This window comes from Streptomyces sp. NPDC060002 (genome assembly GCF_042737245.1).
Lineage (GTDB): Bacteria > Actinomycetota > Actinomycetes > Streptomycetales > Streptomycetaceae > Streptomyces.
The window spans coordinates 391,166-414,282 of the sequence record NZ_JBHWUW010000001.1 but is presented as its reverse complement, the minus strand read 5'-3'; the positions used below and the strand labels follow the sequence as shown (position 1 = coordinate 414,282).

Annotated in this window: 25 protein-coding genes and 1 riboswitch; of the genes, 15 read left to right on the top strand and 10 right to left on the bottom strand. The window is 72.6% G+C overall.

The features are described 5' to 3' along the window. Nucleotides 1-85: 85 nt before the first annotated feature. Both ACFWBD_RS01875 and ACFWBD_RS01870 read right to left on the bottom strand, forming a co-directional pair. On the bottom strand, nt 86-313 hold the full coding sequence (locus ACFWBD_RS01875) for a hypothetical protein (protein ID WP_385661195.1): 228 nt from the start codon (nt 311-313) through the stop codon (nt 86-88). After that, nucleotides 310-966, bottom strand: coding sequence for a TetR family transcriptional regulator (locus ACFWBD_RS01870; protein WP_385661192.1), 657 nt, complete (start codon nt 964-966; stop codon nt 310-312). Before ACFWBD_RS01870 ends, ACFWBD_RS01875 begins: the two co-directional genes overlap by 4 nt. Before the next feature lie 58 nt (nt 967-1,024). Between ACFWBD_RS01870 and ACFWBD_RS01865 the strand changes: the two genes are divergently transcribed. The 14 genes from ACFWBD_RS01865 to ACFWBD_RS01800 all read left to right on the top strand — a co-directional run bounded on the left by ACFWBD_RS01865 (nt 1,025) and on the right by ACFWBD_RS01800 (nt 14,928). Then, entirely contained in the window at nt 1,025-1,711 is a 687-nt protein-coding gene (locus ACFWBD_RS01865; RefSeq protein WP_385661189.1) for a class II aldolase/adducin family protein, read from the top strand. A gap of 40 nt (nt 1,712-1,751) precedes the next feature. Continuing rightward, entirely contained in the window at nt 1,752-2,681 is a 930-nt protein-coding gene (locus ACFWBD_RS01860; protein ID WP_385661186.1) for a carbohydrate kinase family protein, read from the top strand. Nucleotides 2,682-2,885: 204 nt separating this feature from the next. Then, nucleotides 2,886-3,386 carry a DoxX family protein gene (locus tag ACFWBD_RS01855; protein WP_385661183.1) on the top strand — a complete coding sequence of 167 codons (501 nt, stop codon included), beginning with the start codon at nt 2,886-2,888 and terminating at the stop codon, nt 3,384-3,386. A gap of 11 nt (nt 3,387-3,397) precedes the next feature. Next, entirely contained in the window at nt 3,398-4,204 is an 807-nt protein-coding gene (locus ACFWBD_RS01850; RefSeq protein WP_385661180.1) for an NAD(P)-dependent oxidoreductase, read from the top strand. A 422-nt stretch (nt 4,205-4,626) separates the two neighbouring features. Further along, nucleotides 4,627-5,523 carry a glutathione S-transferase C-terminal domain-containing protein gene (locus ACFWBD_RS01845; RefSeq protein WP_385661177.1) on the top strand — a complete coding sequence of 299 codons (897 nt, stop codon included), beginning with the start codon at nt 4,627-4,629 and terminating at the stop codon, nt 5,521-5,523. Nucleotides 5,524-5,589: 66 nt separating this feature from the next. Further along, a riboswitch (SAM riboswitch) is annotated at nt 5,590-5,709 on the top strand. Nucleotides 5,710-6,105: 396 nt separating this feature from the next. After that, nucleotides 6,106-7,086: an amino acid ABC transporter permease gene (locus tag ACFWBD_RS01840; protein WP_385661175.1), complete on the top strand. Its 981-nt coding sequence runs from the start codon at nt 6,106-6,108 to the stop codon at nt 7,084-7,086. Beyond that, entirely contained in the window at nt 7,083-7,886 is an 804-nt protein-coding gene (locus tag ACFWBD_RS01835) for an amino acid ABC transporter ATP-binding protein (protein ID WP_385661172.1), read from the top strand. Before ACFWBD_RS01840 ends, ACFWBD_RS01835 begins: the two co-directional genes overlap by 4 nt. 72 nt (nt 7,887-7,958) lie before the next feature. Next, nucleotides 7,959-8,981: a transporter substrate-binding domain-containing protein gene (locus tag ACFWBD_RS01830; RefSeq protein WP_385661169.1), complete on the top strand. Its 1,023-nt coding sequence runs from the start codon at nt 7,959-7,961 to the stop codon at nt 8,979-8,981. A gap of 68 nt (nt 8,982-9,049) precedes the next feature. Next, on the top strand, nt 9,050-9,799 hold the full coding sequence (locus ACFWBD_RS01825; RefSeq protein WP_385661166.1) for a GNAT family N-acetyltransferase: 750 nt from the start codon (nt 9,050-9,052) through the stop codon (nt 9,797-9,799). A gap of 56 nt (nt 9,800-9,855) precedes the next feature. Next, on the top strand, nt 9,856-9,945 hold the full coding sequence (locus ACFWBD_RS01820) for a putative leader peptide (protein ID WP_385661164.1): 90 nt from the start codon (nt 9,856-9,858) through the stop codon (nt 9,943-9,945). 119 nt (nt 9,946-10,064) lie between these two features. Continuing rightward, the gene (locus ACFWBD_RS01815; RefSeq protein WP_385661161.1) at nt 10,065-11,267 is read left to right on the top strand and encodes an LLM class flavin-dependent oxidoreductase; all 1,203 of its coding nucleotides are present in this window, start codon (nt 10,065-10,067) and stop codon (nt 11,265-11,267) included. A gap of 19 nt (nt 11,268-11,286) precedes the next feature. Continuing rightward, nucleotides 11,287-12,699: an NtaA/DmoA family FMN-dependent monooxygenase gene (locus ACFWBD_RS01810; RefSeq protein WP_385661159.1), complete on the top strand. Its 1,413-nt coding sequence runs from the start codon at nt 11,287-11,289 to the stop codon at nt 12,697-12,699. After that, entirely contained in the window at nt 12,696-13,787 is a 1,092-nt protein-coding gene (locus ACFWBD_RS01805; RefSeq protein ID WP_385661156.1) for an LLM class flavin-dependent oxidoreductase, read from the top strand. The genes ACFWBD_RS01810 and ACFWBD_RS01805 overlap by 4 nt, the downstream gene beginning before the upstream one ends. Continuing rightward, nucleotides 13,780-14,928: an LLM class flavin-dependent oxidoreductase gene (locus ACFWBD_RS01800; RefSeq protein ID WP_385661153.1), complete on the top strand. Its 1,149-nt coding sequence runs from the start codon at nt 13,780-13,782 to the stop codon at nt 14,926-14,928. Before ACFWBD_RS01805 ends, ACFWBD_RS01800 begins: the two co-directional genes overlap by 8 nt. A 105-nt stretch (nt 14,929-15,033) precedes the next feature. Here ACFWBD_RS01800 and ACFWBD_RS01795 read toward each other — a convergent pair whose 3' ends face one another. The 5 genes from ACFWBD_RS01795 to ACFWBD_RS01775 form a co-directional block, all read right to left on the bottom strand. Next, nucleotides 15,034-16,146, bottom strand: coding sequence for a phosphotransferase enzyme family protein (locus tag ACFWBD_RS01795; RefSeq protein ID WP_385661150.1), 1,113 nt, complete (start codon nt 16,144-16,146; stop codon nt 15,034-15,036). Further along, complete coding sequence (locus tag ACFWBD_RS01790) at nt 16,143-16,916, bottom strand: ABC transporter ATP-binding protein (protein WP_385661147.1); 774 nt, start codon at nt 16,914-16,916, stop codon at nt 16,143-16,145. The genes ACFWBD_RS01795 and ACFWBD_RS01790 overlap by 4 nt, the downstream gene beginning before the upstream one ends. Continuing rightward, nucleotides 16,913-17,683 (bottom strand): ABC transporter permease, encoded by a 771-nt coding sequence (locus ACFWBD_RS01785; protein WP_385661144.1) that lies wholly within the window; start codon nt 17,681-17,683, stop codon nt 16,913-16,915. The genes ACFWBD_RS01790 and ACFWBD_RS01785 overlap by 4 nt, the downstream gene beginning before the upstream one ends. Continuing rightward, nucleotides 17,680-18,732 carry an ABC transporter substrate-binding protein gene (locus tag ACFWBD_RS01780; RefSeq protein WP_385661141.1) on the bottom strand — a complete coding sequence of 351 codons (1,053 nt, stop codon included), beginning with the start codon at nt 18,730-18,732 and terminating at the stop codon, nt 17,680-17,682. The genes ACFWBD_RS01785 and ACFWBD_RS01780 overlap by 4 nt, the downstream gene beginning before the upstream one ends. 135 nt (nt 18,733-18,867) lie before the next feature. Next, nucleotides 18,868-19,791 (bottom strand): ABC transporter substrate-binding protein, encoded by a 924-nt coding sequence (locus tag ACFWBD_RS01775; protein ID WP_385661139.1) that lies wholly within the window; start codon nt 19,789-19,791, stop codon nt 18,868-18,870. A 428-nt stretch (nt 19,792-20,219) separates the two neighbouring features. Between ACFWBD_RS01775 and ACFWBD_RS01770 the strand changes: the two genes are divergently transcribed. After that, a complete protein-coding gene (locus ACFWBD_RS01770) occupies nt 20,220-21,134 on the top strand; it encodes a sulfurtransferase (protein ID WP_385661136.1) in 915 nt (304 codons plus the stop codon). Nucleotides 21,135-21,146: 12 nt separating this feature from the next. On the opposite strand, the gene ACFWBD_RS01765 is transcribed toward ACFWBD_RS01770, so the two are convergent. From ACFWBD_RS01765 to ACFWBD_RS01755, 3 genes are all read right to left on the bottom strand, one after another. After that, nucleotides 21,147-21,602 (bottom strand): hypothetical protein, encoded by a 456-nt coding sequence (locus ACFWBD_RS01765; protein WP_385661134.1) that lies wholly within the window; start codon nt 21,600-21,602, stop codon nt 21,147-21,149. Then, nucleotides 21,536-21,748 (bottom strand): hypothetical protein, encoded by a 213-nt coding sequence (locus ACFWBD_RS01760; protein WP_385661130.1) that lies wholly within the window; start codon nt 21,746-21,748, stop codon nt 21,536-21,538. The genes ACFWBD_RS01765 and ACFWBD_RS01760 overlap by 67 nt, the downstream gene beginning before the upstream one ends. A 195-nt stretch (nt 21,749-21,943) precedes the next feature. Continuing rightward, nucleotides 21,944-23,029 (bottom strand): M12 family metallopeptidase, encoded by a 1,086-nt coding sequence (locus ACFWBD_RS01755; RefSeq protein ID WP_385661127.1) that lies wholly within the window; start codon nt 23,027-23,029, stop codon nt 21,944-21,946. Nucleotides 23,030-23,117: the final 88 nt, after the last annotated feature.

The window sequence follows — 23,117 nt, the reverse complement described above, 5'->3', positions numbered from 1 at the left end:
ATCGCGCGATGCCCCGGCGAGCCACGCGGCAGCGCCCGGAAACCCTCCGGGCCGGTGTACCGACCGCGGCCGGTCGGCGGCGTCCTCAGCCGGGTGGGGGCGGAGTGCCCGCGACGGGATCCACCCGTGGTGGGGCCGGGGTCGTGAAGGAGAGGCCGGAGAAGTCGCGGCCCCGGAGGACCGGGCCGGTGAAGGTGCCGCCGCTGACCGGGCTGTACACGTCGCCGGTGTGCATCTCGCCGATGTGCAGCGAGCCGGCCAGCCGTGCCACCGTTCCGGCCCCCGCCAGGCCGTCCGGGCGGACGGCCGTCACGGCGACCGCCGCTCGTAGCGCGCGACGACCTCGGTGAGGTAGCAGCGCAGCATCGCCTTCGCCTCGTCGAGGAGGTCGGTGTCGCCCTCCGGGGCGCGGCGGAAGGCCTCCTGGGCGAGGGCGTCGGCGGCGAGGATCGCGGCGTGGCAGGCCCGCGCGAGCGTCTCGTCGTCGCGGGCGACGCCCAGCGCGAGCAGCACCCGGCGGATCCCGTCGGCCATCCGCCGCTTGTGCTCACGGTCCGCGGCCCGCGTCCGCTCGGTCAGCCCGCTGCCGAACCACAGGGCACGGAAGCCGTGTTCGGTGCGGTAGACACGGGCGAACGTGTCGATGAGCACGCCCACGGGATCGTCCCACCGCTCCCGCCCCGCCGTCCGGACCAGATCGTCCATGACGTCCTCGAGGCGGGCGAAGTAGCCCGTCGCGAGGGCGTCGACGATCGCGTCACGGTCGGGGAGGTACTGGTACAGCGAGCCGACCGACACCTTCGCCTCGGCCGCGACCCGGGTCGTGGTGAGCGCCTCGACGCCGTCGCCGACCAGGATGCGCTCGGCGGCCTCCAGCATCAGGGCCAGCCGTGCCCTGCTGCGCGCCTGGCGCGGCGTGCGGCGCAGGGGAGTGCCGCCGTCGGGACCGGTGGTCGTCCGGGCCAAGGAACTGCCTCCAAACATGAACGTGACTTTGTTTCACGTTTACGCTACCTTCGCGCCCATGACCGCCTCAAGCTCGGCGCTGAGCCAGGAGCGGGCCGCCGTAGCGGACGTCTGCCGGCGCCTGGGGGCCGAAGGCCTCCTCATCGGCACGGCCGGCAACGTGAGCGTACGCGTCGGGGACCGGGTCGCCGTCACCGCGACCGGAGCGGTCCTCGCCGAACTCACCCCTGACCAGGTGACCGTGGTCGACCTCGGCGGCGAGGTCGTGGCCGGAAGCCTGCGGCCGACCTCGGAGCTGGAGCTGCACCTCGGGGTCTACCGCCGCTACGGAACCGGCGCGGTCGTCCACACCCACGCCCCGATGGCCACCGCTGTCTCCTGCGTGCTCGACGAACTGCCCTGCATCCACTACCAGTTGATCGCGCTCGGCGGCACGGTGCGGGTCGCGCCCTACGCCACGTTCGGCACCTCCGAACTCGCCGAGTCGGCACTCACCGCGCTCGACGGCCGCAGCGCCGCCCTGCTGGCGAACCACGGCGCGGTCACCCACGGGACGACCCTCGACAAGGCCGTCGAGAACGCGCTGCTCCTCGAATGGGCCTGCGGCGTCTACCAGCGCGCGGCCGCCATGGGCCGGCCCCGCTTCCTCGACGAACAGCAGCAGCTCGCCGTGATCGAGGCCGCGATCGCCCGCGACTACGGCACCACCCACCCCGTACCACCCGCGCAGGAACAGAGCCGCTGAAGCCGCTGAAGCCGCTGAGGCCGATGAAGGGGGAAAGCCGATGAAGGTCTTCACCATGGGCGTACACGTCCTGGACGTACTGGTGCGGCCGGTGCAGGAGATACCCGAGGGCCAGGGCGCGACGCTGGTCGACGACATCAGGATGACCGCCGCCGGGACCGCGGGCGGCACCGCTCTCACCCTCGCCAAGCTGGGCGCGCAGGTGCGCAGCGCCGGCGCCATCGGCTCCGACCCGACCGGTGACCTGCTGGTGCAGCTGCTCGGCCGGGCGGGCATCGACACCGAGTTCCTCGTCCGCCGCACGGACACCGCCACCTCCGCGAGCGTCCTGCCGATCCGGCCCAACGGCGACCGCCCCTCGCTGCACCTGCTCGGCGCCAACATCACCTACGGTCTCGACGACGTGCCCTGGGACGCCCTCGCCGAGGCCGACCATCTGCACCTGGGCGGACCGGAGCTGATCGGCGTCGAGGCCGCGACGCGCATCCTGTCGTACGCCAGGGAACACGGCGTCGTGACCTCCGTGGACCTGCTCGCCCCCGGTGTCCTCGGCAGCTTCGAGCAGATCGAGGCGGCCCTGCCGCACATCGACCATCTGCTGCCCAACGAGGACCAGGTCCTCGGCTTCACCGGCGAGAGCGACCTGCTGACGGGTGCGCGCAAGCTCCTCGGCGCCGGTGCGGGCGTGGTCGCCGTCACGCGCGGCGGCGACGGCGCGCTCGTGGTGACCGCGGACGGCGCGGAACCGGTCCCCGCCTTCGTGGTCGACGTCGTCGACACCACCGGGTGCGGTGACGCCTTCTCGGCCGGCTATCTGCGGGGCGTGAGCCTCGGCCGTACGCCGAGCGACGCCGCCGTACTCGGCAGCGCCGCCGCCGCACTCGTCGCGCAGGGGCTCGGCAGCGACCACGGCGACTTCGACCTCGCGGCCGCCGACTCCTTCGCCGCGACGACCAAGTCCCGTACCTGAGGGGAGATCAGCGGCGCTCGTTGTGTACGGACCTCGCTTCCATGTTCACCGGCGCCCCGTGGGTGGTACGCCACGAGCAGGCGGGCGCGGGGGCAACACCAGCGCCGGCCGTACCGCTCTCGCTCACCGCCTGCACGTGCCCGTCTTCGTAGAGGAGCGCGCGCTGGGGGTGCGGGCGCTTCCGACGGAGAAGGGGACATGGCCATGAGTGAGGCTTCGGACGCCGCACTGCTTCTTGTGCGGTTCGTGCTCGGCGTGGTGATGGTGGCGCACGGCTGGAACCACTGGCGCGGCGGAGGCGGCATATCCGGCACCGCCGACTGGTTCGGCGGGCTCGGGCTCACCCGCCCGAGACTCCAGGCGTGGCTCAGCGTCCTCACCGAACTCGGCGCGGGTGTACTGCTGTTGGCCGGCTTCCTCACCTCACTGGCCTGCGCGGCCGTGCTCTCCGTGATGCTGGTGGCGGGCCTGCTCGCGCACCGCCGCAACGGCTTCTTCGTGTTCAAGGAGGGCTACGAGTACGTCCTCGTCCTGGGCGTCCTCGCGGTGGCGCTGGGGGCGTGGGGGCCGGGGGACCACTCGGTGGACGAGGCCGCGGACATCGGAGTGACCGGATGGGCGGGCGCCGGTGTGGTGCTCGGGGTCGGTGTCGTCGCGACGGCCGGTCTGCTGGCCGTGTTCTGGCGCCCGCGGAACGAGAGTTGAGGAGGCGTCCCGTGCGGGTCGGCTTCATCGGACTGGGCGGCCAGGGCGCGCCCATGGCCCGCCGGATCGTCGAGGCGGGCTTCGCGACCACCCTGTGGGCCCGCAACCCCGTCGGCCTCGAACCCTTCGCCGGCACCGCCGCCGGGGTCGCCGGCTCACCGGCCGAACTGGCCGCCGGCAGCGACCTGGTGTGCCTGTGCGTGGTGGCCGACGCGGATGTGGAGCAGGTCGCCTCCGGCGTACTGGAGGGACTGCGGCCCGGCGGGGTGATCGCGGTGCACTCCACCGTCCACCCCGACACCTGCCGCCGCCTCGCCGAGCGGGCCGCGGCGCAGGGTGTGTCCGTGCTGGACGCTCCCGTCAGCGGCGGCGGCCGGGCCGCGGAGCAGGGCGCCCTGCTGGTCATGGTGGGCGGGGACCCGGAGGTGTTCACTTCCTGCCGGCCGGTGTTCGCCACGTACGGCGATCCGGTCGTCCATCTGGGCCCCGTCGGCTCGGGGCAGGTCGCCAAACTGCTCAACAACACACTGTTCACAGCTCAGTTGGGACTGGCCGCCGACACCCTCGCGCTCGGCGGAGCCCTGGGCCTCGATCCGGTGGTCCTCGGCCGGATCCTGCATCGAGGCAGCGCCGCCAGCTTCGCGCTGGAGCGGGTCGCCGACGCCGGCGGCACCCTCGACCGCATCGGCGCGCACGCGGGCGGACTGCTGGCCAAGGACGTACGCCTGCTGAGCGAGGTCGCGAACGCGGCCGGCCGGGCCGGGCGAGGTTCGGTCCGGGACGCCGCCCGCGCGGCCCTGGACGCCATGGGGCGGTGAGGGAGAACTCCGGCTCCCGGAGCTCCCCCCCCGGCAGCCCCGGCACCCGCCCCGTACCCGCCCGGTACTCACCTGGTGGACGCCCCCTTGACGGAGGCCCGAGGCGGATCGACACTCGATCCGGGAATCCTAGTGAACGGGTAGGGAAACAATGGGGCGACAGGAGCCGATCACCGGCCGCGCGAGCCGCACGGCGTGGTCGTCGCCCCTTCTCACCTCCCGCCGTCACATCGACCTGAAGCGCGTCTGCAGCGCCATCAGGTTCCAGGACTGAGCCGGGCCCGTCCCCGCGCCGAACCGCACCGGCGGTGTCCCCTGGACGCGGCCGCACCCGGCACGAGCGGACGAGGTCCGCACCTCCCTCTTCGACGTCGCATCCGCCGCGCGCACGTCCCTCGTGCGTCCCGCCTCCGGGGAGAGTCATGTCCGTCACACCACTGGCCGCCCACCCGTCCGCCCGGCCCACCGCCGCCTTCCGGGGCCGGATCGGCCGGGACGCGCGCAGCGGCCACTACGCCGTGCCGCGCCGCTACCGCCTCCACCTGGCGGCGGCCGACCCCGACTGTCTGCGCATCGCCGTCACCCACAGCCTCCTCGGCCTGGACAAGGCCTGCCCGGTCACCTTCCTGCCCGCCGTCCCGGACTGTCCCGACGGGGGCCACTCGGCGCTGCGTCCGCTGTACGACGCCAGCGCGCACCGGTACACCGGACCCGCCCTCGCGCCGGTGCTCAGCGACGACTGGTCGGGCCGCATCGTCAGCAGCCACGGCCCCGACATCGCCCGCGACCTGGCCCGGCGGTTCGGCGGGGGCCGGCCCACCCTGTACCCGTGCGGCGCGGAGTCGCAGATCGAGGCCGTCGAGCGGATGTGCGCCCAGGGCGTCGAGGAGGCGGCCCAGCGCGCCGGAGCGGCCGACATCGAGGAGACGGAGCGCACCGCCGCCCTCGACACGCTGCTCACCACGCTCGGGGTGCTGGAGCGGGGGCTCGGCGCCCACGAGTACCTGATCAGTGATCAGATCACCGCCTCCGACGTCGAGTTGTGGGTCGCCCTGGTCCAACTCGACACCGTGCACCGCTACCACCTCGACGCGGCCGCCGTGCACCGCATCGCCGACCATCCCGCCCTGTGGGCCTACGCCGGTCGGCTGGCCGCCCACCCGGCCTTCGGCGCCCACCTCGACCTGGACGCCATCGCCCGCCGTCACCACGCCCGTTGCCAGGGCCTGGAGGCCGCCGGCGCAGCTGTCCAGATCCTGGACTGGGAGACCCACGCGGCAGACGGTTCGGCGGTCCGACCGCAGGTCAACCGGCCCTGACCCGGTCCATCCACTGGACCGCCGTTGACATTCGTTCGGGCAACTGTCTTACTTACGGCCCAGAACGGTCATGAGCGTCAGCGACAAGCCCTGGCTAGCTGACCGGCAACCCTCGCTCCGCGGTGGGGTGCCCCAGGTGACGACCGGACCGACGTTTCGGTAATGACGTATCGGTAAGCGCGAGGGCCCCTCAGGGGCCGGAACAGTGACGGTGACGGACATGTACGCAGCTCATCGGACGGCGCCGCGTCGCCCCCGGGGCTGCGTACGGCCGTACCTCGACATCCTCGTCGCCAACCGCGCCGTCGACCTCCTGCGTGTGAACAGCGCACTGTGTACCGCACCGGGCCGTGCCCGCTGTCGGGGCTGAACGAACCCCTCGCACCGCAGCCCCGCCGCCGCGTTCCTGACGAACACCGCCCGAGCGGTGTGCCGTTGTCCGCCCCACCCCGGTCTCCCGTACGCATCCGTGCGCCATGCCCTGTTCGCGCCCCCGGAGCGGTTCCCGCCGCCCCGCCGAAGCGTGTCCGGCCACGCACGTCCGCCGTGACCCGGGGTGTCCGACTCCCGCCGGAGCCCCTCATGAGTGAACCCCCAGGCGCCGTGACCCTCGCCGAGGCCGCGCCCGTCATCGACGTCCCGTCAGAGAGGCTGACCGCCCAGCGCGTCCAGCCGCTGCGCAAGCCCGGCCGCTGGATCGCCACCGCCGTGGCCCTCGTCCTGGTGGCGCAGTTCACGCACGGACTGATCTCCAACCCCTTCTACCAGTGGGACCGCTTCGGCTACTGGTTCCTGCGGCCGGTGATCCTCGACGGACTGCTGATCACCCTGGAAGTGGCCGCCTACAGCGCGGTGCTGGGCCTCCTCGGCGGCATCCTGCTCGCCCTCGCCCGGCTCTCGAAGAGCCCGGTGCTGCGCGCGGTCAGCTGGACCTACGTATGGGCCCTGCGCTCCATCCCGCTGATCGTGGTGCTGCTCTTCCTCTACAACTTCAGCGCTCTGTACCAGACCCTGAGCGTGGGCGTTCCCTTCGGTCCGGCGTTCTTCCGCTTCGACGAGTCCCGGCTGGCCACCGACATGGTGATCGCCGTCATCGGCCTCAGCCTCAACGAGGCGGCCTACGCCGCCGAAGTGGTCCGCGGTGGCATCCTCTCCGTCGACCAGGGCCAGCACGAGGCGGCCGCCGCGCTCGGTCTGCCCAAGCGCTACCAGTTCTGGAAGATCGTGTTCCCGCAGGCCCTGCGGTCGATCACGCCGAACTACGTCAACCAGCTGATCGGCCTGGTCAAGTCCACCTCGCTGGTCTTCTACGTGTCGCTGCTCGACCTGTTCGGCACCGCGCAGACCATGGGGGCCACCTACCCCGGCGACATCGTGCCGCTGCTGCTGGTCGTCACCGTCTGGTACCTGATCCTGACCAGCCTCGTCTCCGTCGTCCAGTTCTACGTCGAGCGGTACTACGCCCGGGGCGCCACGCGTTCCCTGCCGCCGACGCCGTTGCAGAAACTGCGGACCGGTCTCACCGACCTGCGGGGCCGCATCCGCCGGGAGGCCGCCGTATGACCACCGAGACCGTGCAGAGCGCCGGCACCGCCGCGATCGTGCCCGCCGCCGTCGAGGTGCACGACGTGCACAAGTGGTACGGCGCCCACCGGGTCCTGGACGGCGTGAGCCTGACCGTGCGGCCCGGCGAGGTCACCGTGATCCTCGGCCCGTCCGGCTCCGGCAAGTCCACCCTGCTGCGGGTCATCAACCACCTGGAGAAGCCCGAGATCGGCTACGTCAGCGTCAACGGCGAGCTGATCGGCGTCCGCCGCAACGGCGACCGGCTGCGCGAGCTGAGCGAACGCGCCATCCTGACCCAGCGCGGCCGGATCGGCTTCGTCTTCCAGAACTTCAACCTCTTCCCGCACCTGACCGTGCTGGACAACGTCGCCGCCGCGCCCGTCGCCACCGGGCGGCTCGCCAAGTCCGCCGCCCTGGAACTGGCCCGCGAACTCCTGGACCGGGTCGGCCTCGCCGACAAGGCCGGCGCCTACCCCCGGCAGCTGTCCGGCGGCCAGCAGCAGCGCGTCGCCATCGCCCGCGCCCTCGCGCTGCGCCCCGGCGTCATCCTCTTCGACGAGCCCACCTCCGCCCTCGACCCCGAGCTCGTCGGCGAGGTCCTCGCGGTCATCGAGGACCTGGCGACCAGCGGCACCACGCTCGTCATCGTCACCCACGAGGTCGGGTTCGCCCGCGAGGTGGCCGACCGGGTCGTCTTCATCGACGAAGGGAAGATCGTCGAGCAGGGCCCGCCCAGCGAGGTCCTCGACAAACCGCAGCACGAGCGGACGCGGGACTTCCTCAGCAAGGTGCTCTGACACCGACGCGCCCCCGACTTCCCCCCACGCCACCACCCTCTCGCCCAGTCACACCAGTCACAAAGGACGGCCATGTCTGCCCACTTCACCCGACGCAGCCTGATTCGCGGCATCACCGCGGCGACCGCGGTCGCCACCCTCGCCACCGGGCTCGCCGCCTGCGGTGGTGACAGCGAGGCCGCCACCACGACCGGCAGCGCCGCCGGCAGCGTGACCATCGGCCGGGTGTCCAACGGCGCGGCCGAGGAGACCGCCCTGAAGGTCTCCGAGGTCAAGTCCATCAGCGCCGGACTGCCCGACGCGATCAGGAAGAGCGGCAAGCTGAACATCGGCATCGGCGCCCTGCCCTCCGGCTTCGCCCCGCTCGCCTACGTCGGCGACGACCAGAAGACCCTCACCGGTGCCGAGCCCGACCTCGGCCGCCTGGTGGCCGCGGTCCTCGGCCTGAAGCCGGAGACGAAGAACTTCACCTGGGAGAACCTCTTCGTCGGCATCGACAGCGGCAAGGTCGACGTCGGCTTCTCGAACATCACCGACACCGAGGAGCGCAAGAAGAAGTACGAGTTCGCCTCCTACCGCCAGGACAACCTCGGCTGGGAGGTCAAGAAGTCCAGCACGTGGAACTTCGACGGCAACTACGAGAACCTCGCCGGTCTGACCGTCACCGTCGGCTCCGGCACCAACCAGGAGAAGATCCTCCTGGAGTGGAAGAAGAAGCTGGAGTCCGAGGGCAAGAAGCTCACCGTCAAGTACTACCCGGACCGCAACGGCATCTACCTGGCGCTCGCCAGCGGCAAGATCGACGCGTACTTCGGCCCCAACCCCGGCATCGCCTACAACGTCTCCCAGACGGCGGGCAAGGCCAACGCCACCCGCAACGCGGGCACGTTCTCCGGCGCCGGCGAGACGCTCCAGGGCCTGATCGCCGCCACCGCCAAGAAGGACAGCGGCCTCGCCAAGCCGGTCGAGGAGGCCATCAACTACCTGATCGAGCACGGTCAGTACGCCAAGTGGCTGGCGGCCTACAACCTCTCCAACGAGGCCGTCGCCAAGTCCGAGATCAACCCGCCGGGACTTCCCCTGGACAATTCCTGACGTCCCGTCATTTAGACGATGAGACACGCGAGTTGAGTTGGCACACGACAGGAAGGGACTCCGCCTCCGTGGCCTGTCCGATCGACCCCCGCGGAGGCGGAGCTCCGGCCGTCACCCGCCCGCACCCGCTGGACAACGCCGTCTGGGCCGCGCTCACCGGCCCGCACGCCCCTCTCGCCGAACGCCTGGGCCGCGCCGCACGCTACCCTGCCGACGTCTACGCCTTCGCCGCCCTCGCCGACCCCGCGGACCCGGCCGCCTGGGCCGACCTGCACACCCTCGTCGGCCCCGGCACCGCCGTACGCGTCAAGCCCGTCGACCTCGTACCCGACGGCTGGGAGGTCACCGGCGGGGGAGAGGGCGTGCAGCTCGTCGCCACCGAGGAGTTCCGCACCGAACCGGCACCCGAGAGCGTCCGCCTCGGGCCCGACGACGTGCCGGAGATCCTCGGCCTCGTCGCCCGCACCCGGCCCGGCCCCTTCCTGCAACGGACCATCGCCCTCGGCACCTACCTCGGCATCCGCCACCGGGGCCGCCTGATCGCCATGGCGGGCGAGCGGCTGCGGTTGCCCGGCTGGACTGAGATCAGCGCCGTCTGCACCGAACCCGACCACCGCGGGAAGGGCCTCGCCACCCGGCTGATCCGCGCGGTGGGCGCCGGCATCCGCGACCGCGGCGACACCCCGTTCCTGCACGCCGCCGCCGGCAACGCCCCCGCGATCGGTCTGTACGAGTCCCTGGGCTTCGTCCCGCGCCGCCGTTCGGCCACCGTCTCGGTGCGCACCCCGGGAACATCCGGCGCGGCCGGGGCGTTCTGACTGATGACGAGATGTGTGAGGCGCCGTCCGGCGCCCGGAAAGAGGGAGGAGCGGACGTGACCCGCATACGCCACGCCGTGCACCTCCACTCCCGGCCCCACATCGACCTCCAGCGCGTGGCCGGCGCGCTCTGTAGCTCCTCCTGACCCTCCCCCGGCCATCGGCCGGGGAACCTCCTTCTGGCTGCGCTCGCCCCCGCCATGTGCCCGCGCGATCCCTGCGCGCAGGCCGGCGCTCTCGTACGGACCTCCAGGAAGGCACCCTCGTGTCCCCGACCCCCTCCTCCCCGCTGCATCTCGCCGTCGCTCTGGACGGCACCGGCTGGCACCCCGCCTCCTGGCGCGAGCCCGTCGCCCGACCCCGTGAGCTGTTCACCGCCGGCTACTGGGCCGACCTGGTCGCCGAGGCCGAGCGAGGCCTGCTCGACTTCGTGACGATCGAGGACGGCCTCGGCCCGCAGTCCTCCCACTTCCTCGACCCGGACGACCGCACCGACCAGGTGCGCGGCCGGCTCGACGCCGTCCTCGTCGCCTCCCGCGTCGCCCCGCTGACCCACCACATAGGCCTGGTGCCGACCGTGGTGGCCACGCACACCGAGCCGTTCCACCTCTCCAAGGCGATCGCCACCCTCGACTACGTGAGCACCGGCCGCGCCGGCCTGCGCGTCCAGGTCAGCGCCCGTCCCGCCGACGCCGCCCACTTCGGCCGCCGCACGATCCCCCGGATCGAGGCCTACGAAGCCCCGGCCACCCAGGACCTGGTGACCGACCTGTTCGACGAGGCCGCCGACTACGTCGAGGTCGTGCGCCGCCTCTGGGACAGCTGGGAGGACGACGCGGAGATCCGGGACGTGGCGACGGGCCGTTTCGTCGACCGCGACAAACTCCACTACATCGACTTCGAGGGCCGCCACTTCAGCGTCAAGGGACCCTCCATCACCCCGCGTCCCCCGCAAGGCCAGCCCCTGGTCAGCGCCCTCGCGCACGACACGGTCCCCTACCGCCTGGTGGCCCGCGCCACCGACGTCGGGTACGTCACCCCGCACGACACCGACCAGGCCCGGGCGATCGTCGCCGAGATCCGCGCCGAACAGGAGCGGGCCGGGCGGGCCGCCGAGCCGCTGCACGTCTTCGCGGACCTGGTGGTCTTCCTCGACGACGACCCGGCCGAGGCCGCCGCCCGACGCGACCGCCTCGACGCCCTCGCCGGCGAGGAGTACCGCAGCGACGCCCGTGTATTCGCCGGCTCGCCCGCCCAACTCGCCGATCTGCTGCAGGACTTCCGGGCGGCGGGCCTGACCGGGTTCCGGCTGCGCCCCGCCGTCGCCGGCCACGACCTCCCCGCCATCACCCGGGGCCTCGTCCCCGAACTCCAGCGCCGCGGCGCCTTCCGCCGGGCCTACGAGGCCGACACCCTGCGCGGGCTGCTGGGCCTGCCCCGCCCCGCCAACCGCTACGCCGCCGTCTGAGCGGGAGGGAGACCCCACCATGAGCAAGCCCCAGAAGCAGATCCATCTCGCCGCGCACTTCCCCGGCGTCAACAACACCACCGTGTGGAGCGACCCGCGGGCCGGCAGCCATATCGAGTTCAGCTCCTTCGCCCACTTCGCGCGGACCGCCGAACGCGCCAAGTTCGACTTCCTCTTCCTCGCCGAGGGGCTGCGCCTGCGCGAACAGGGCGGCAAGATCTACGACCTGGACGTGGTCGGCCGCCCCGACACCTTCACGATCCTCGCCGCGCTCGCCGCCGTCACCGAGCGCCTCGGCCTGACCGGCACCATCAACTCCACCTTCAACGAGCCCTACGAGGTGGCCCGCCAGTTCGCCAGCCTCGACCACCTCTCCGACGGCCGCTCCGCGTGGAACGTCGTCACCTCCTGGGACGCCTTCACCGGCGAGAACTTCCGCCGTGGCGGCTACCTCCCGCAGGACGAGCGCTACGCCCGCGCCAAGGAGTTCCTGGCCACCACGGGCGAGCTCTTCGACTCCTGGCAGGGCGACGAGATCGTCGCCGACCAGAGCACCGGCGCCTTCCTCCAGGACGCGAAGGCCGGCGCCTTCGTCCACGAGGGCCGGCAGTTCGACATCCAGGGCCGGTTCAACGTCCCGCGCAGCCCCCAGGGCCGTCCGGTGATCTTCCAGGCCGGGGACTCCGACGAGGGCCGCGAGTTCGCCGCCTCGTCCGCCGACGCGATCTTCAGCCGGTACGCGGCCCTCGACGCCGGGCAGGCCTTCTACACCGACGTCAAGTCACGCCTCGCCAGGTACGGCCGGCGCGCCGACCAACTGCTGATCCTGCCCGCCGCGAGCTTCGTTCTGGGCGACACCGACGCCGAGGCCGAGGAGATCGCCAAGGACGTGCGCCGCCAGCAGGTCAGCGGCGCCACCGCCCTCAAGCACCTGGAGTTCGTCTGGAACAGGGACCTGTCCGGCTACGACCCGGAGGGCCCCCTGCCCGACATCGACCCGGATCTCGGCGAGAGCCACATCGCGCGGGGCCGCGCCCAGGTCCGGATGTACCGCGACCCGCTGGCCACGGCCCGCGAATGGCGGGAGCTCGCACAGGCCAACAACTGGTCGATCCGCGACCTGGTCATCGAGACCGGCAACCGCCAGAACTTCGTCGGCTCCCCGGCCACCGTCGCCAGGACGATCAACGACTACGTCCAGGCCGACGCCGCCGACGGCTTCATCCTCGTCCCGCACATCACCCCGAGCGGCCTCGACGCGTTCGCCGACAAGGTCGTCCCGCTCCTCCAGGAACAGGGCGTCTTCCGCACCGAGTACGAGGGCACCACGCTCAGGGACCACCTCGGCCTCGCTCTCCCCCACTCTCGGCTTCGCTCGAGCGGGGGGACCCCCATCGACGAGGCGGGCGGCGCCGAGCGGGTGGCCTCGTGAAGTTCCTCGCCATCACCCTGATCGTGCACCGCCCGGACCCGGTCACCGGCGTCCTGAAGACGACCCGGGACCGCTTCCGCGAGGTGCTCGACAACGCCCTGCTCGCCGAGGAACTCGGCTTCGACGGCTTCGGCGTGGGGGAGCGGCACGAGCGGCCGTTCATCTCCTCCTCCCCGCCGGTGGTCCTGAGCCACATCGCCGCCCTCACCCGCCGCATCCGGCTCTTCACCGCCGTGACGACCCTCAGCCTCCTCGATCCGGTCCGCGCCTACGAGGACTACGCCACCCTCGACCACCTCTCCGACGGCCGCCTGGAACTGATCATCGGCAAGGGCAACGGCGCCGCCCAGCGCGAGCTGTTCCAGGTCACGCCCGACGACCAGTGGGAGCGCAACGCCGAGAGCTACGAGGTGTTCCGGCGGATCTGGCGCCAGGACAAGGTCACCGCGGCCACCCGTTTCCGCCCGGAGCTGGCGGACGCGGAGGTGTGGCCCCGGCCGTACCAGCGGCCCGTCCGGGTCTGGCACGGCAGCGCCACCAGCAAGGAGTCCGTCGACCTGGCCGCCCGCTACGGCGATCCGCTGTTCTCGGCGAACGTCACCCACCCCATCGAGCCCTATGCCGAGCTGATCGGGTACTACCGGGAGCGCTGGGAGCACTACGGTCACGACCCGGGCGCCCTCGCGGTCGGCGCCGGCTCGGCGGGACTGTACGTGGCGCGCACCTCCCAGGAGGCCGTCGAGGCCTACCGGCCGGTCTTCGAGGGCACGCTCGCCTTCCAGAGACAGGCCGGGCTGCCCGTCGTCTTCGAGACGGTGGAGGACTTCGTCGAGCGCAGCTCCGCCCTGATCGGCAGCCCGCAGCAGGTCGTCGACAAGGTGCACCGCTACCACGAGCGGTTCGGCCACACCGTGCTGCATGTGCACGCCGACGCCGGCGGCCTCACCGAACCCCAGCACCGCGACTCACTCGAACTGTTCCGGTCGGAGGTGGCGTCCGTGCTCCGCAAGGACATACCGGACCCGCCCTTCGACTGGGGGCCGGTGCTTCCCACATCGTCGACCACCCAGGAGCCTGCCCGTGTCTGAGATCCCCCTCGGCGTGCTCGACCTGGTCCCGATCTCCTCGGGCTCGACGGCCGCGGACGCCCTGCGCAACTCCATCGACCTGGCCCGGCACGCGGAACGGCTCGGATACGCCCGCTACTGGTTCGCCGAACACCACCTCAACCCCGGGGTCGCGGGCACGTCCCCGGCCGTCGTCCTGGCCCTGACCGCGGCCGCCACCTCCACCATCCGGCTCGGCTCCGGCGCCGTACAGCTCGGCCACCGCACCGCCCTGTCCACGGTGGAGGAGTTCGGCCTGATCGACGCGCTGCACCCCGGCCGCTTCGACCTGGGCCTGGGCCGCTCGGGTGGCCGTCCGCCGGGGGAAAAGGAGAGCCCGCCGGCCGCGGCCACCCCGGTCGTCGACGGCCGTGCCCCGAACGGCCTGCCGATCCCGCCGCGCTTCTCCTTCGAACGCCTCCTCGGCTCGCCCCGGATCGCCCTCCAGCGCAGGCTGCTCCTCCTGCCGGAGGCCACCTCGCAGGACTACGCCGAGCAGATCGACGACATCCTCGCCCTGCTGGCCGGTACCTACCGCTCCCCGGAGGGCGTCGAGGCGCATGTCGTACCGGGCGAGGGCGCCGACGTCGACGTGTGGATCCTGGGCAGCAGCGGCGGCCAGAGCGCCGAGGTCGCGGGCGCCCGGGGTCTGCGCTTCGCCGCGAACTACCACGTCAGCCCGGCCACCGTCCTGGAGGCGGTGGACGGCTACCGGGCCCGTTTCAAGCCCTCCGCGTCCCTCGACGCGCCCCATGTCAGCGTCTCCGCCGATGTCGTCGTCGCCGAGGACGACGCCCGCGCCCGCGAACTCGCCACCGGCTACGGCCTGTGGGTGCGCAGCATCCGCACCGCCGAGGGCGCGATCCCGTTCCCGACCCCGCAGGAAGCACGCGCCCACACCTGGACCGACGAGGACCGGTCGCTCGTCCAGGACCGGATCGACACCCAGTTCGTCGGCTCCCCGGCCCGGGTCGCCGACCTCCTGGAGCAGCTCCAGGAGGCCACCGGCGCCGACGAACTGCTCGTCACCACCATCACCCACGACCACACGGACCGCGTCCGCTCCTACGGACTCCTCGCCGAGGAGTGGCGCGGCAGGGGGCACTGCGCCCCGTCGAGCTGATCCACCCGCGTTCCCGCCACCAACGGCGTTCCCGCGGACCGCCCGTACGTGATCGCCCCGGCGCGGCCGGCCTCGTCGCCGCGCCGACGGCGGCACACCCGACGCCTACCGCAAGGTGCGAGCCGCGGATCCCCCGCGCGCCACCCCGGCGGCACCGGCCACGACGTCCAGCAGGCGTCCGCCGTCGTCGCCGGCGAACCACTCGGCGTGCCCCACGCAGTACTCGTACGCCAGCCGGGTGTTCTCCGCGGACCGTGTGACCCCGTGGAAGTAGCCCAGCTCGGACAGCGCGAACTCGGCGTGCACCAGCGGCAGCAGCTCGGGGAGCGCGGCCGATTCGGCGGGGGTGAGCGGTCGTACGGACTGGTAGCCGTCGACGAGCGCGGTCACGTCCTCCTCCCGCACCGGGTAGCCGGGCCGGAGCCACTGCACGGCGTTGCGTTCGATCGCCGTGGCCAGGTCGTGCACGGCCGTCGTGCGGTCGCTCATGCCGAAGTCCAGGACGGTGCGGACCTGTCCGTCGCCGCCCCAGAGCAGGTTGGAGGCGTGCCAGTCGTTGTGGGTCCACAGGGGTTCCAGGCCGGCCAGCCGCGGCGCGAGCCGTTCGTGCAGCGGCAGCAGCACCCGCCGGACGTCCTCTCGCCACGGGAACCGCCGTATCCCGCAGGCCAGTTGGGGCCGCTCCTCCAGGAACCGTTCCAGCGCGCCCCAGGGATCCTGCGCGGCGAACACCGTGAACGAGGCGACGAGCGGCTGCACCCGACGCCGCGGCGCGTCGAACCCCCGTGCCGCCAGGTGCAGTCGGGCCAGCGCCTCGCCCGCCGCCGTGGCGTGCGCGCGGGAGCGGAAGGGCGACCAGGACAGCGCGTCCCGGTACAGGTCCTCCCCGTCGCCGGTCGAGTGCACCTCGTACGTCCACGCGCCGCGTGCCGCCGAGTGCAGCACCTCCACCACCGGCGCGCCGTGCTCGCGCAGGTGCCGCAGGAAGGCGTGCTCCTCCGCCAGCCCTTCCGGGGAGCGCACGCCGACGTGGTGCCGTTTCACGAACAGCCGCCGGCCGTCCCGCTCGACGACGGCCGCCGCGGACAGCGGGCGCGGGCTGCGCCACACCACCCGGGCGCCCGCCCCGACGACGTCCGTCACCTCGTCGTCGGTCAGCGGCGCCCAGTCGGGCTCGACCGGGTCGGTGCCCAGGCCGTGGGCCAGATGCGCACTCATCCCGTACGCACCCCCGCCGGCACCGTCGGTGTGCCGCGCAGCGCCTCCAGGACCCGGCGCTCGGTGGCCGCGAACCCGGGCGCGGTGAAGTCCTCCGCCCCGCGCGAGCGGGCCGGCGGCACCTCCACGCGGGCGACGACGCCGGCCGGACGCGGCGACAGGACGTGCACGGTGTCCGCGAGCAGTACCGCCTCGCGGATGTCGTGGGTGACCAGCAGCACCGTCCACCGGTGGCGCTGCCACATCTGCGCCAGCCACAGCTGCATCTCGGTGCGGGTCAGCGAGTCCAGTGCCCCGAACGGCTCGTCCAGCAGCAGCACAGGACGTTCCAGGACGACCGTGCGCAGCAGCGCGGCCCGCTGCCGCATCCCGCCGCTGAGCTGCGAGGGGTATGCCTTCTGGAAGCCGTCGAGGCCGAAGTCGGCGAACAGCGCGTCGGCCCGCGCCCGGGCGTCCCTCTTGCGCACGCCCTGCGCCTCCAGGCCGAGCGCGGTGTTGTCCAGCACGGTCCGCCACGGGAACAGCAGGTCCTTCTGCGGCATGTAGGCGACCTTGCCGGACTCCACCCCGGCCGGTTCGCCTTCCACCAGCACCTGACCGGTCGTCGGCCGGTCGAGCCCTGAGACGAGGTTGAACAGGGTGCTCTTGCCACTGCCGCTCGGCCCGATCACGGCCGCGAACTCGCCCGGCTCCACCGACAGTTCGAGATCCCGCAGGACCTCCAGCGAGCCGAAGGACTTGCCGACCCCCTCGATACGCAGACTGCTCATGACCTCTCCTCCTGCTGCGCCCGCTCCCACGGCAGTACCAGCCGCTGCAGCAGACAGGCCGCCCCGAACAGCGCGATGCTCAGCGCCGCCGTCACGCCCACCGCCGCGAACACCAGGTCCGTGCGGAACGCGCTCTTCTGCGCCTGCATGTAGATCCCGAGTCCGGCCTCCGCGCCCGCGTACTCCGCGAACACCGCGCCGACGACGGCGTAGGTGATGCTCACCCGCAGCCCGGCGAAGAAGTACGGCATCGCGCTCGGCACCCGCACCAGCCGGAACGTCCGCAGCCTGCCCGCGCCCAGCGAGCGCAGCAGCCGCATCGCCTCCCGGTCGGTCGCGGCGAAACCGGCGGCCAGGTTGGCGGCCAGCGGGAAAAACGTCGTCAGCGTCACCACCAGCATCTTCGGCAGCAGCCCGAAACCGAACCAGATGATGAGCAGGGGCGCCACGGCGACGATCGGGATGGTCTGCGAGGCGACCAGGAGCGGGTACAGGCCCCGGCGGGCCGCCGCCGAGAAGTCCAGGAGCACGGCGACCAGCCAGGCCGCCGCGAACGACAGCGCGAAGCCGAGCAGGGTCTCCTGGAGCGTGGGCAGGGTCTGCGCCCACAGGTCCGCGCGGCTGGCCCAGCCCTGCTCCAGCACCCGAGCCGGCGACGGCAGCATCGTCGGATCGACGCCCGCGCCGGTCACGTACAGCTGCCAGCCGCCGACCACGACGGCCAGCACCAGCAACGGCGGCCACAACGACCGCAGCAGCGAACTCACTTGGCGCTCCCGGCGTCCTTCGAGGCCGGCAGATAGGCGTTGGTGAAGAACGACGCGGCGTCCGGGGCCTCGGTCAGCTTGCGGCCGTTCGCGTCGCTCAGCAGCCCCGCCCGGTACTCGAAGTCGGCGAAGGCCTGCCAGCGCTCCCCGCTCTGGGAACCGATCGTGCCGTCGGCGGCCCTGTAGTACTCCTTGGCGAGCAGCTCCTCGCTCTTGCGCACGAGTTCGGTGTTGGTGAGCACGCTCTTGTTGGCGTCGATCAGGAGATCCGCGGCCTGGTCGGGGTGGTCGGCCGCGTACCTGTACCCCTTGTCGACGGCGGCCAGGAACTTCTTCGCGACCGCCGGGTTCTTCTTCAGGAACCGGTCGGAGGACGCGAGGAGCGTCGAGTAGATCGCCGGGAAGCCGTAGTCGGACAACTGGAAGTTCTTCAGCGGCTTGCCGCTCAGCTCCGCCTCCAGTCCCTCCCAGGTCGGCATCGGCATCGCGAAGTCCGCCTTGCCCGCGTAGAGCGCCGCGTACGCCGAGGTGCTGAGGGTGACCTGCTTGAAGTCGCCCTTGCCGCCCGCGTTCTGGATCACCTTGCGCAGGAGCGGCTTCTCGTAGGGCGCGCCGAAACCGGCGTACGTCTCGCCGTCCAGGTCCTTCGGGGACGCGATGTCCGTACGGCCGGCGCGCACCGCGATGGTGACGTTCGTCTTCTGGGTGACCGCGTAGACCGAGGTGATGTCCTGCCCGGCGGCGCGCGCCGTGGTCACGCCCTCCTGGTAGGAGACGCCGAAGTCGGCCTTGTGGCTCGCTATCAGCGTCTCGGGCGCGGTCGAACCGTAGGGCACGATCTTCAGATCGATGCCGGCGGCCTTGAACCAGCCCTTCTGCCGGGCGACGTAGATGCCGGTGTGGTTGGTGTTCGGGGTCCAGTCCAGGGCGAGGGTGACGGTCGTGGTGCCGTCCTTGGCGGTGGCGTCGGCCGAGGGGTCCGCCGAGCAGCCGGTGGCGGCCAGGACGGCCGACGCGGCGATGACGGACAGGACGGTGCGGCGGTGCATGAGGGTTCCTTCGGGGGCGAGGGGGGTCGGGGCGGCGTCGGCACGGTCACGCCCGGCGACACAGCGCGCTGTCCACCCGCTTGAAGTCGACGGCCAGCCGCCGGGTCAGCCCCCGCGCCTGGCAGGACAGAACACTCACGCGGTCACGGCCGGCAGCAGCGCGTTGGTGAAGGAGCGGTCCCAGTCCCGGTCGTGCGCGAGGGCGCCGTGCTCCGCGAGCCAGTGCGCGTAAGGGCCCGTGCGCGCCGGATCGATCACTCCCCAACGGCCTTCCGGGTCCGTCCAGGTAGGTGCGATCAGGGCGAGGGAACGGGCTATCAGCGGGCGCGGGAAGTAGGGAATGACCCCCTCCAGCAGCTCCAGCGTCCGCTCGGTGTCCTGCGCCGCGGCCGCGTAGCCCCGGGCCGTGACGGCGAGGAAGTCCCGCACGAGAGAAGGCTGTTCGGCGAGCAGGCGCTCGTTCGTGCCCAGCAGGTAGCTGTGGTAGCGGGGAGCGCCGATCTCGTCGACCGGCCAGGTCACGCGCTGCTCCTCGGGGAGGTCGCCGCGCAGCGCGTCCCAGGACCAGTAGGTGCCGAAGGTGGCGTCGGCCTCGCCCGCCGCGATGTCGTCGACGGTCAGCTCGCGCGTCCCCGCGTCGATCATGAGCACCGCGTCCGGGTCGCCGCCGTCGGCCGCCACCAGATGGCGGACCATGGCCAGACCGCGCGGGGTCGGGTTCAGGGCGACGCGACGGCCGGCGAGCTCACGGGGGCGGGTGATGCCGGTGGACGCGGTGGTCTGGATCGCCTCCAGACCCCGGTGGTTGACGGCGGCCACGGCGATCAGCGGCTGGCCGTGCGCGGCACGCCGGGCCAGCAGCCGGTTGGGCGGGAAGACCCCGAAGTCCACCTCGCCGCGGGCCAGGTACTCCAGGGTGTCGCCGCGTCCCGGATCCTGGACCACGAGTTCCACATCCAGCCCGGCCTGCGCGAACCAGCGGCGGGCACGGGCCACATAGAAACCGGAGGAATTCGGCCAGGGATGGAAATAGTCGAGCATGACCCGGATGTGCGGCATGAGGGAACTCCGAAGGCGGCGCGCGAGAACGCGGGAGAGTGGCGGAGGGGGAGAAGGAACGCGGTGTGCGGGGCGGTGCGCGGTCAGACGGACCGGCGACAGCGGCACGCGCGGCAGCTGCACGTACGACAACAACAGGAGCTGCCCGCCGGGGTGGAGACCACCAAAGGCTTCGGCTCTACTGCTGCGGACACGTGAACTCCTACGCGGGGCGCCTGGGCGCGTTTCGTGCGGTCGGCGTCCCCATGGGGACCGCGTTCGACGAACGGATCCCAGACGCCCTCTCAGCCCGTCCGGGGAGGGGCTCCCGCGTAGATGGCCGAAACCATAACGGCAGTCGACGGTCCTCGCGCAACCTTGATCCGATATATGAGACGGCCATGATCAGTGGGTAAGACGACCAGCTCGCGGGCGTACCATCGGCCGCCATGACCACCTCCCCGCTGCCCGGCCCCCTCGTCGACGACACCTGGCTGGCCGCCCGGCTCGACGACCCCCGGCTGGTCGTCCTCGACGCCACGGTGCTGCTCCCCTCGCCCCGGCACGATGGTGACCACCGCTGTGCGAGCGGCCGCGAGGGATGGGTCCGACGGCATCTCCCCGGCTCCCGGTACGCCGACCTGACCGGGGACTTCACCGACTCGGACGCGCCCTGCCACTTCGCGGCGCCGGGCCCGGAGGCGCTGGCCGGCGCGCTCGCCCGGGTCGGCGTGGGGGAGGGGAGCGCGGTGGTCGTGTACGACACCGGGGGCGGGATCTGGGCGGCCCGGCTGTGGTGGATGCTGCGGGCGGTCTCCGTGCCGGCGGCCGTGCTCGACGGGGGCCTGGCGGCCTGGGAGTCGGCGGGACGGCCGCTCGCGTCCGGCGACGACACGGTGCCGGTTCCCGAGGTGACGCCCGTGACCCCCGTCTCGCGTCCCGGAGTGTGGACAGATGTCCACGAAGTGGGGGCCATCAGCCGGGGTGAGCAGCCCGGCACGCTGGTCTGCGCGCTGCCCGCGGGCGGCTTCGTCGGATCGGTCCCCACCCGGTACAGCCGACGCGGACACATCCCCGGGAGCCGCAGTCTTCCCGGTCGCGAACTCCTGGACGCCGAAGGGCGCCTGCTGCCCGCGGCCGACCTCGCCGCGCGCGTCGGCGCCGTCCTCGACACCACCGACGCGCCGGTCGTCCTGTACTGCGGCGGCGGTGTCTCGGCCGCCGGGGTGGCCCTCGCCCTCACCCTGCTCGGGCGCGAGGACGTGTCCCTCTACGACGGTTCCCTGGAGGAGTGGTCGAAGGATCCGGCGCGACCGCTGGAACTGGGCGGCGCGGCCCCGACGCGGCCGGGACAGGGCGACTGACCCGCCGACGGCCTACGACTCCTCGCCCGGCGTACGGTCCGCAGCCCCCGCCCGGCCCCGCACCCGCCCCGCACCGGACGGAACGCGCTGCAGCGCCGCACTCACCGGCAGGGCCGCCGCCGGCAGGCCCGCGCAGACGACCGACGCGAGTGCGAACGCCGTCCGCGGCGCACCCTCCGCGTCGGCCGAACCCCGCAGGCAGATCCCGGAGACGGCGCTGAGGCACACGGCCGCCGCGATCCGCTGGATCATCTGGAGGATGCCGCCCGCCACCCCGGCCGCCTCGGCAGGGGCGTGCTGGAGGACGCGCGCCTGGTTGGGGGAGACGGTCAGGCCGGCCGCGGCCCCCGAGGCCACCTGGACCGCCGCCAGCACGAGGGGCAGCGCGGCGAGCGGCAGTGTCACCGCCGCCAGGGCGCCGCCCAGCAGGGCGAGCCCGAAGGCCAGCGAGTAGCCGCGACGATCCACTGCACGTCCGTGGCGCCGGCGGACAGTGACTGGCGCAGCGCGGGCACGGCGATGCTGAGGACCGACTGGTCCAGCAGGGTCGTCGCCCCGGCCGCCAGACAGACCGTCAGTACCCGCCGGGCCGCGCGATCATCTCCCGGAAGCATGCCGTCATGCTCACACCGCCCCAACGCTCCTGTCGCCGTCCCGGCCGGCCGGTTCGCACGATGGAAACACGCCGGGCGGACCCGTCCGCGAAGGCGTGCCCGGTGTGGCCGGGGACGCGTCCCCCTCCCCCGAAGGAGACGCGTCCCCGGCGCTTCCCCCGGCGCCGGACTGTGGTTTCCGGGCGGCCTCCCGGCTCACCAGCACATGACCGCCGTCTCGCCCGAACCCCAGCCGGAGTACAGGCGTACGCGGACGAAGTAGCGGCGGTCCCTGACGAGCCGGACCCTGATCGTGGCGTTGTGCGCAGTGCCCGCGTCGTCGTGGCCCGCGAGGAAGCGGGGCTCGCCGTCCCGCTCCTCGAAGACCACGACCAGGGAGTCGCTCTCCCCGAAGAGGGCGAAGGTGTACTCGCGGGTCTCGCGCGGCTCGACGGTGAAGTCGACCTGCTCGCCCGGACCCAGCGACAGCGGCGCCGAACGGAACGGCACCAGTGCGGGCGGCCGTGCCGTGTCGGGCGGCGGATACCAGCCGAGGACGAACTCCTTGTCCAGCGGCGACAGCCCGCCGGCCGGATGCACACCCCCGCGGAACTGCTCCGGCTCCAGGATCAGCCCCGCCGAGAAGGGGTACTCCATGACGGACTGCGAGTCCCACACCGACCCGTTCACCTCGGCCGGGTCCAGCTTGCGCAGGATGTTGAACCAGGTCCGGTCCCGGCTCCAGTGGTTGGGCGGGCCCGCGAGATCGGCGTACACGGCCTCGTCGTCCCAGTGCAGGCCGGCGAACGGGCTCTGGTGCTCGTGCTGCATGCCGAGTGCGTGTCCGATCTCGTGCAGGGCCGTCGCGCGCTCCCCGGGCGCGGTCAGGTCCCAGCCGAAGTTCATGGTGCGCTCGTTGAGACCGGCCGACAGCGCGTCCCGGCCCACCGCAGACCAGGAGCCGTCGCCCGGCTGGAACCCGATGCGCAGCTCCGCCTCCGAGCGGTCGGCGACCTCGGCGAAGGACACCCCGATGCCCAGCTCCCGCCACTCGCGGAAGCAGTCCCGCACGACCTCCCGCTGGTTCTCGCCGCCGGCCCACGACACCCATCGGGTTCCCCCGGAACCCGGCAGGGCGATGACCGACCCGTCGCTCTCGCCGTCGAGGAAGCAGTAGTGCAGCACCGTGCCGTTGACCCACATCCGCCGCCCGCTCATCAGCGCGCCGAGCCGCTCGACGGCCAGCCCCGGCGCGAACGCGGGGGCCGACTGCCGGGCGAGCGAGCAGTAACGGGCGGTCATGGGTTCCAGGTTGCCGTGCGGGACCGCCGCCCGGCCTGAGTCGGGGGCTACTCAAGTCGCCCTGTATCAGGCGTGAGTATGCCGACTC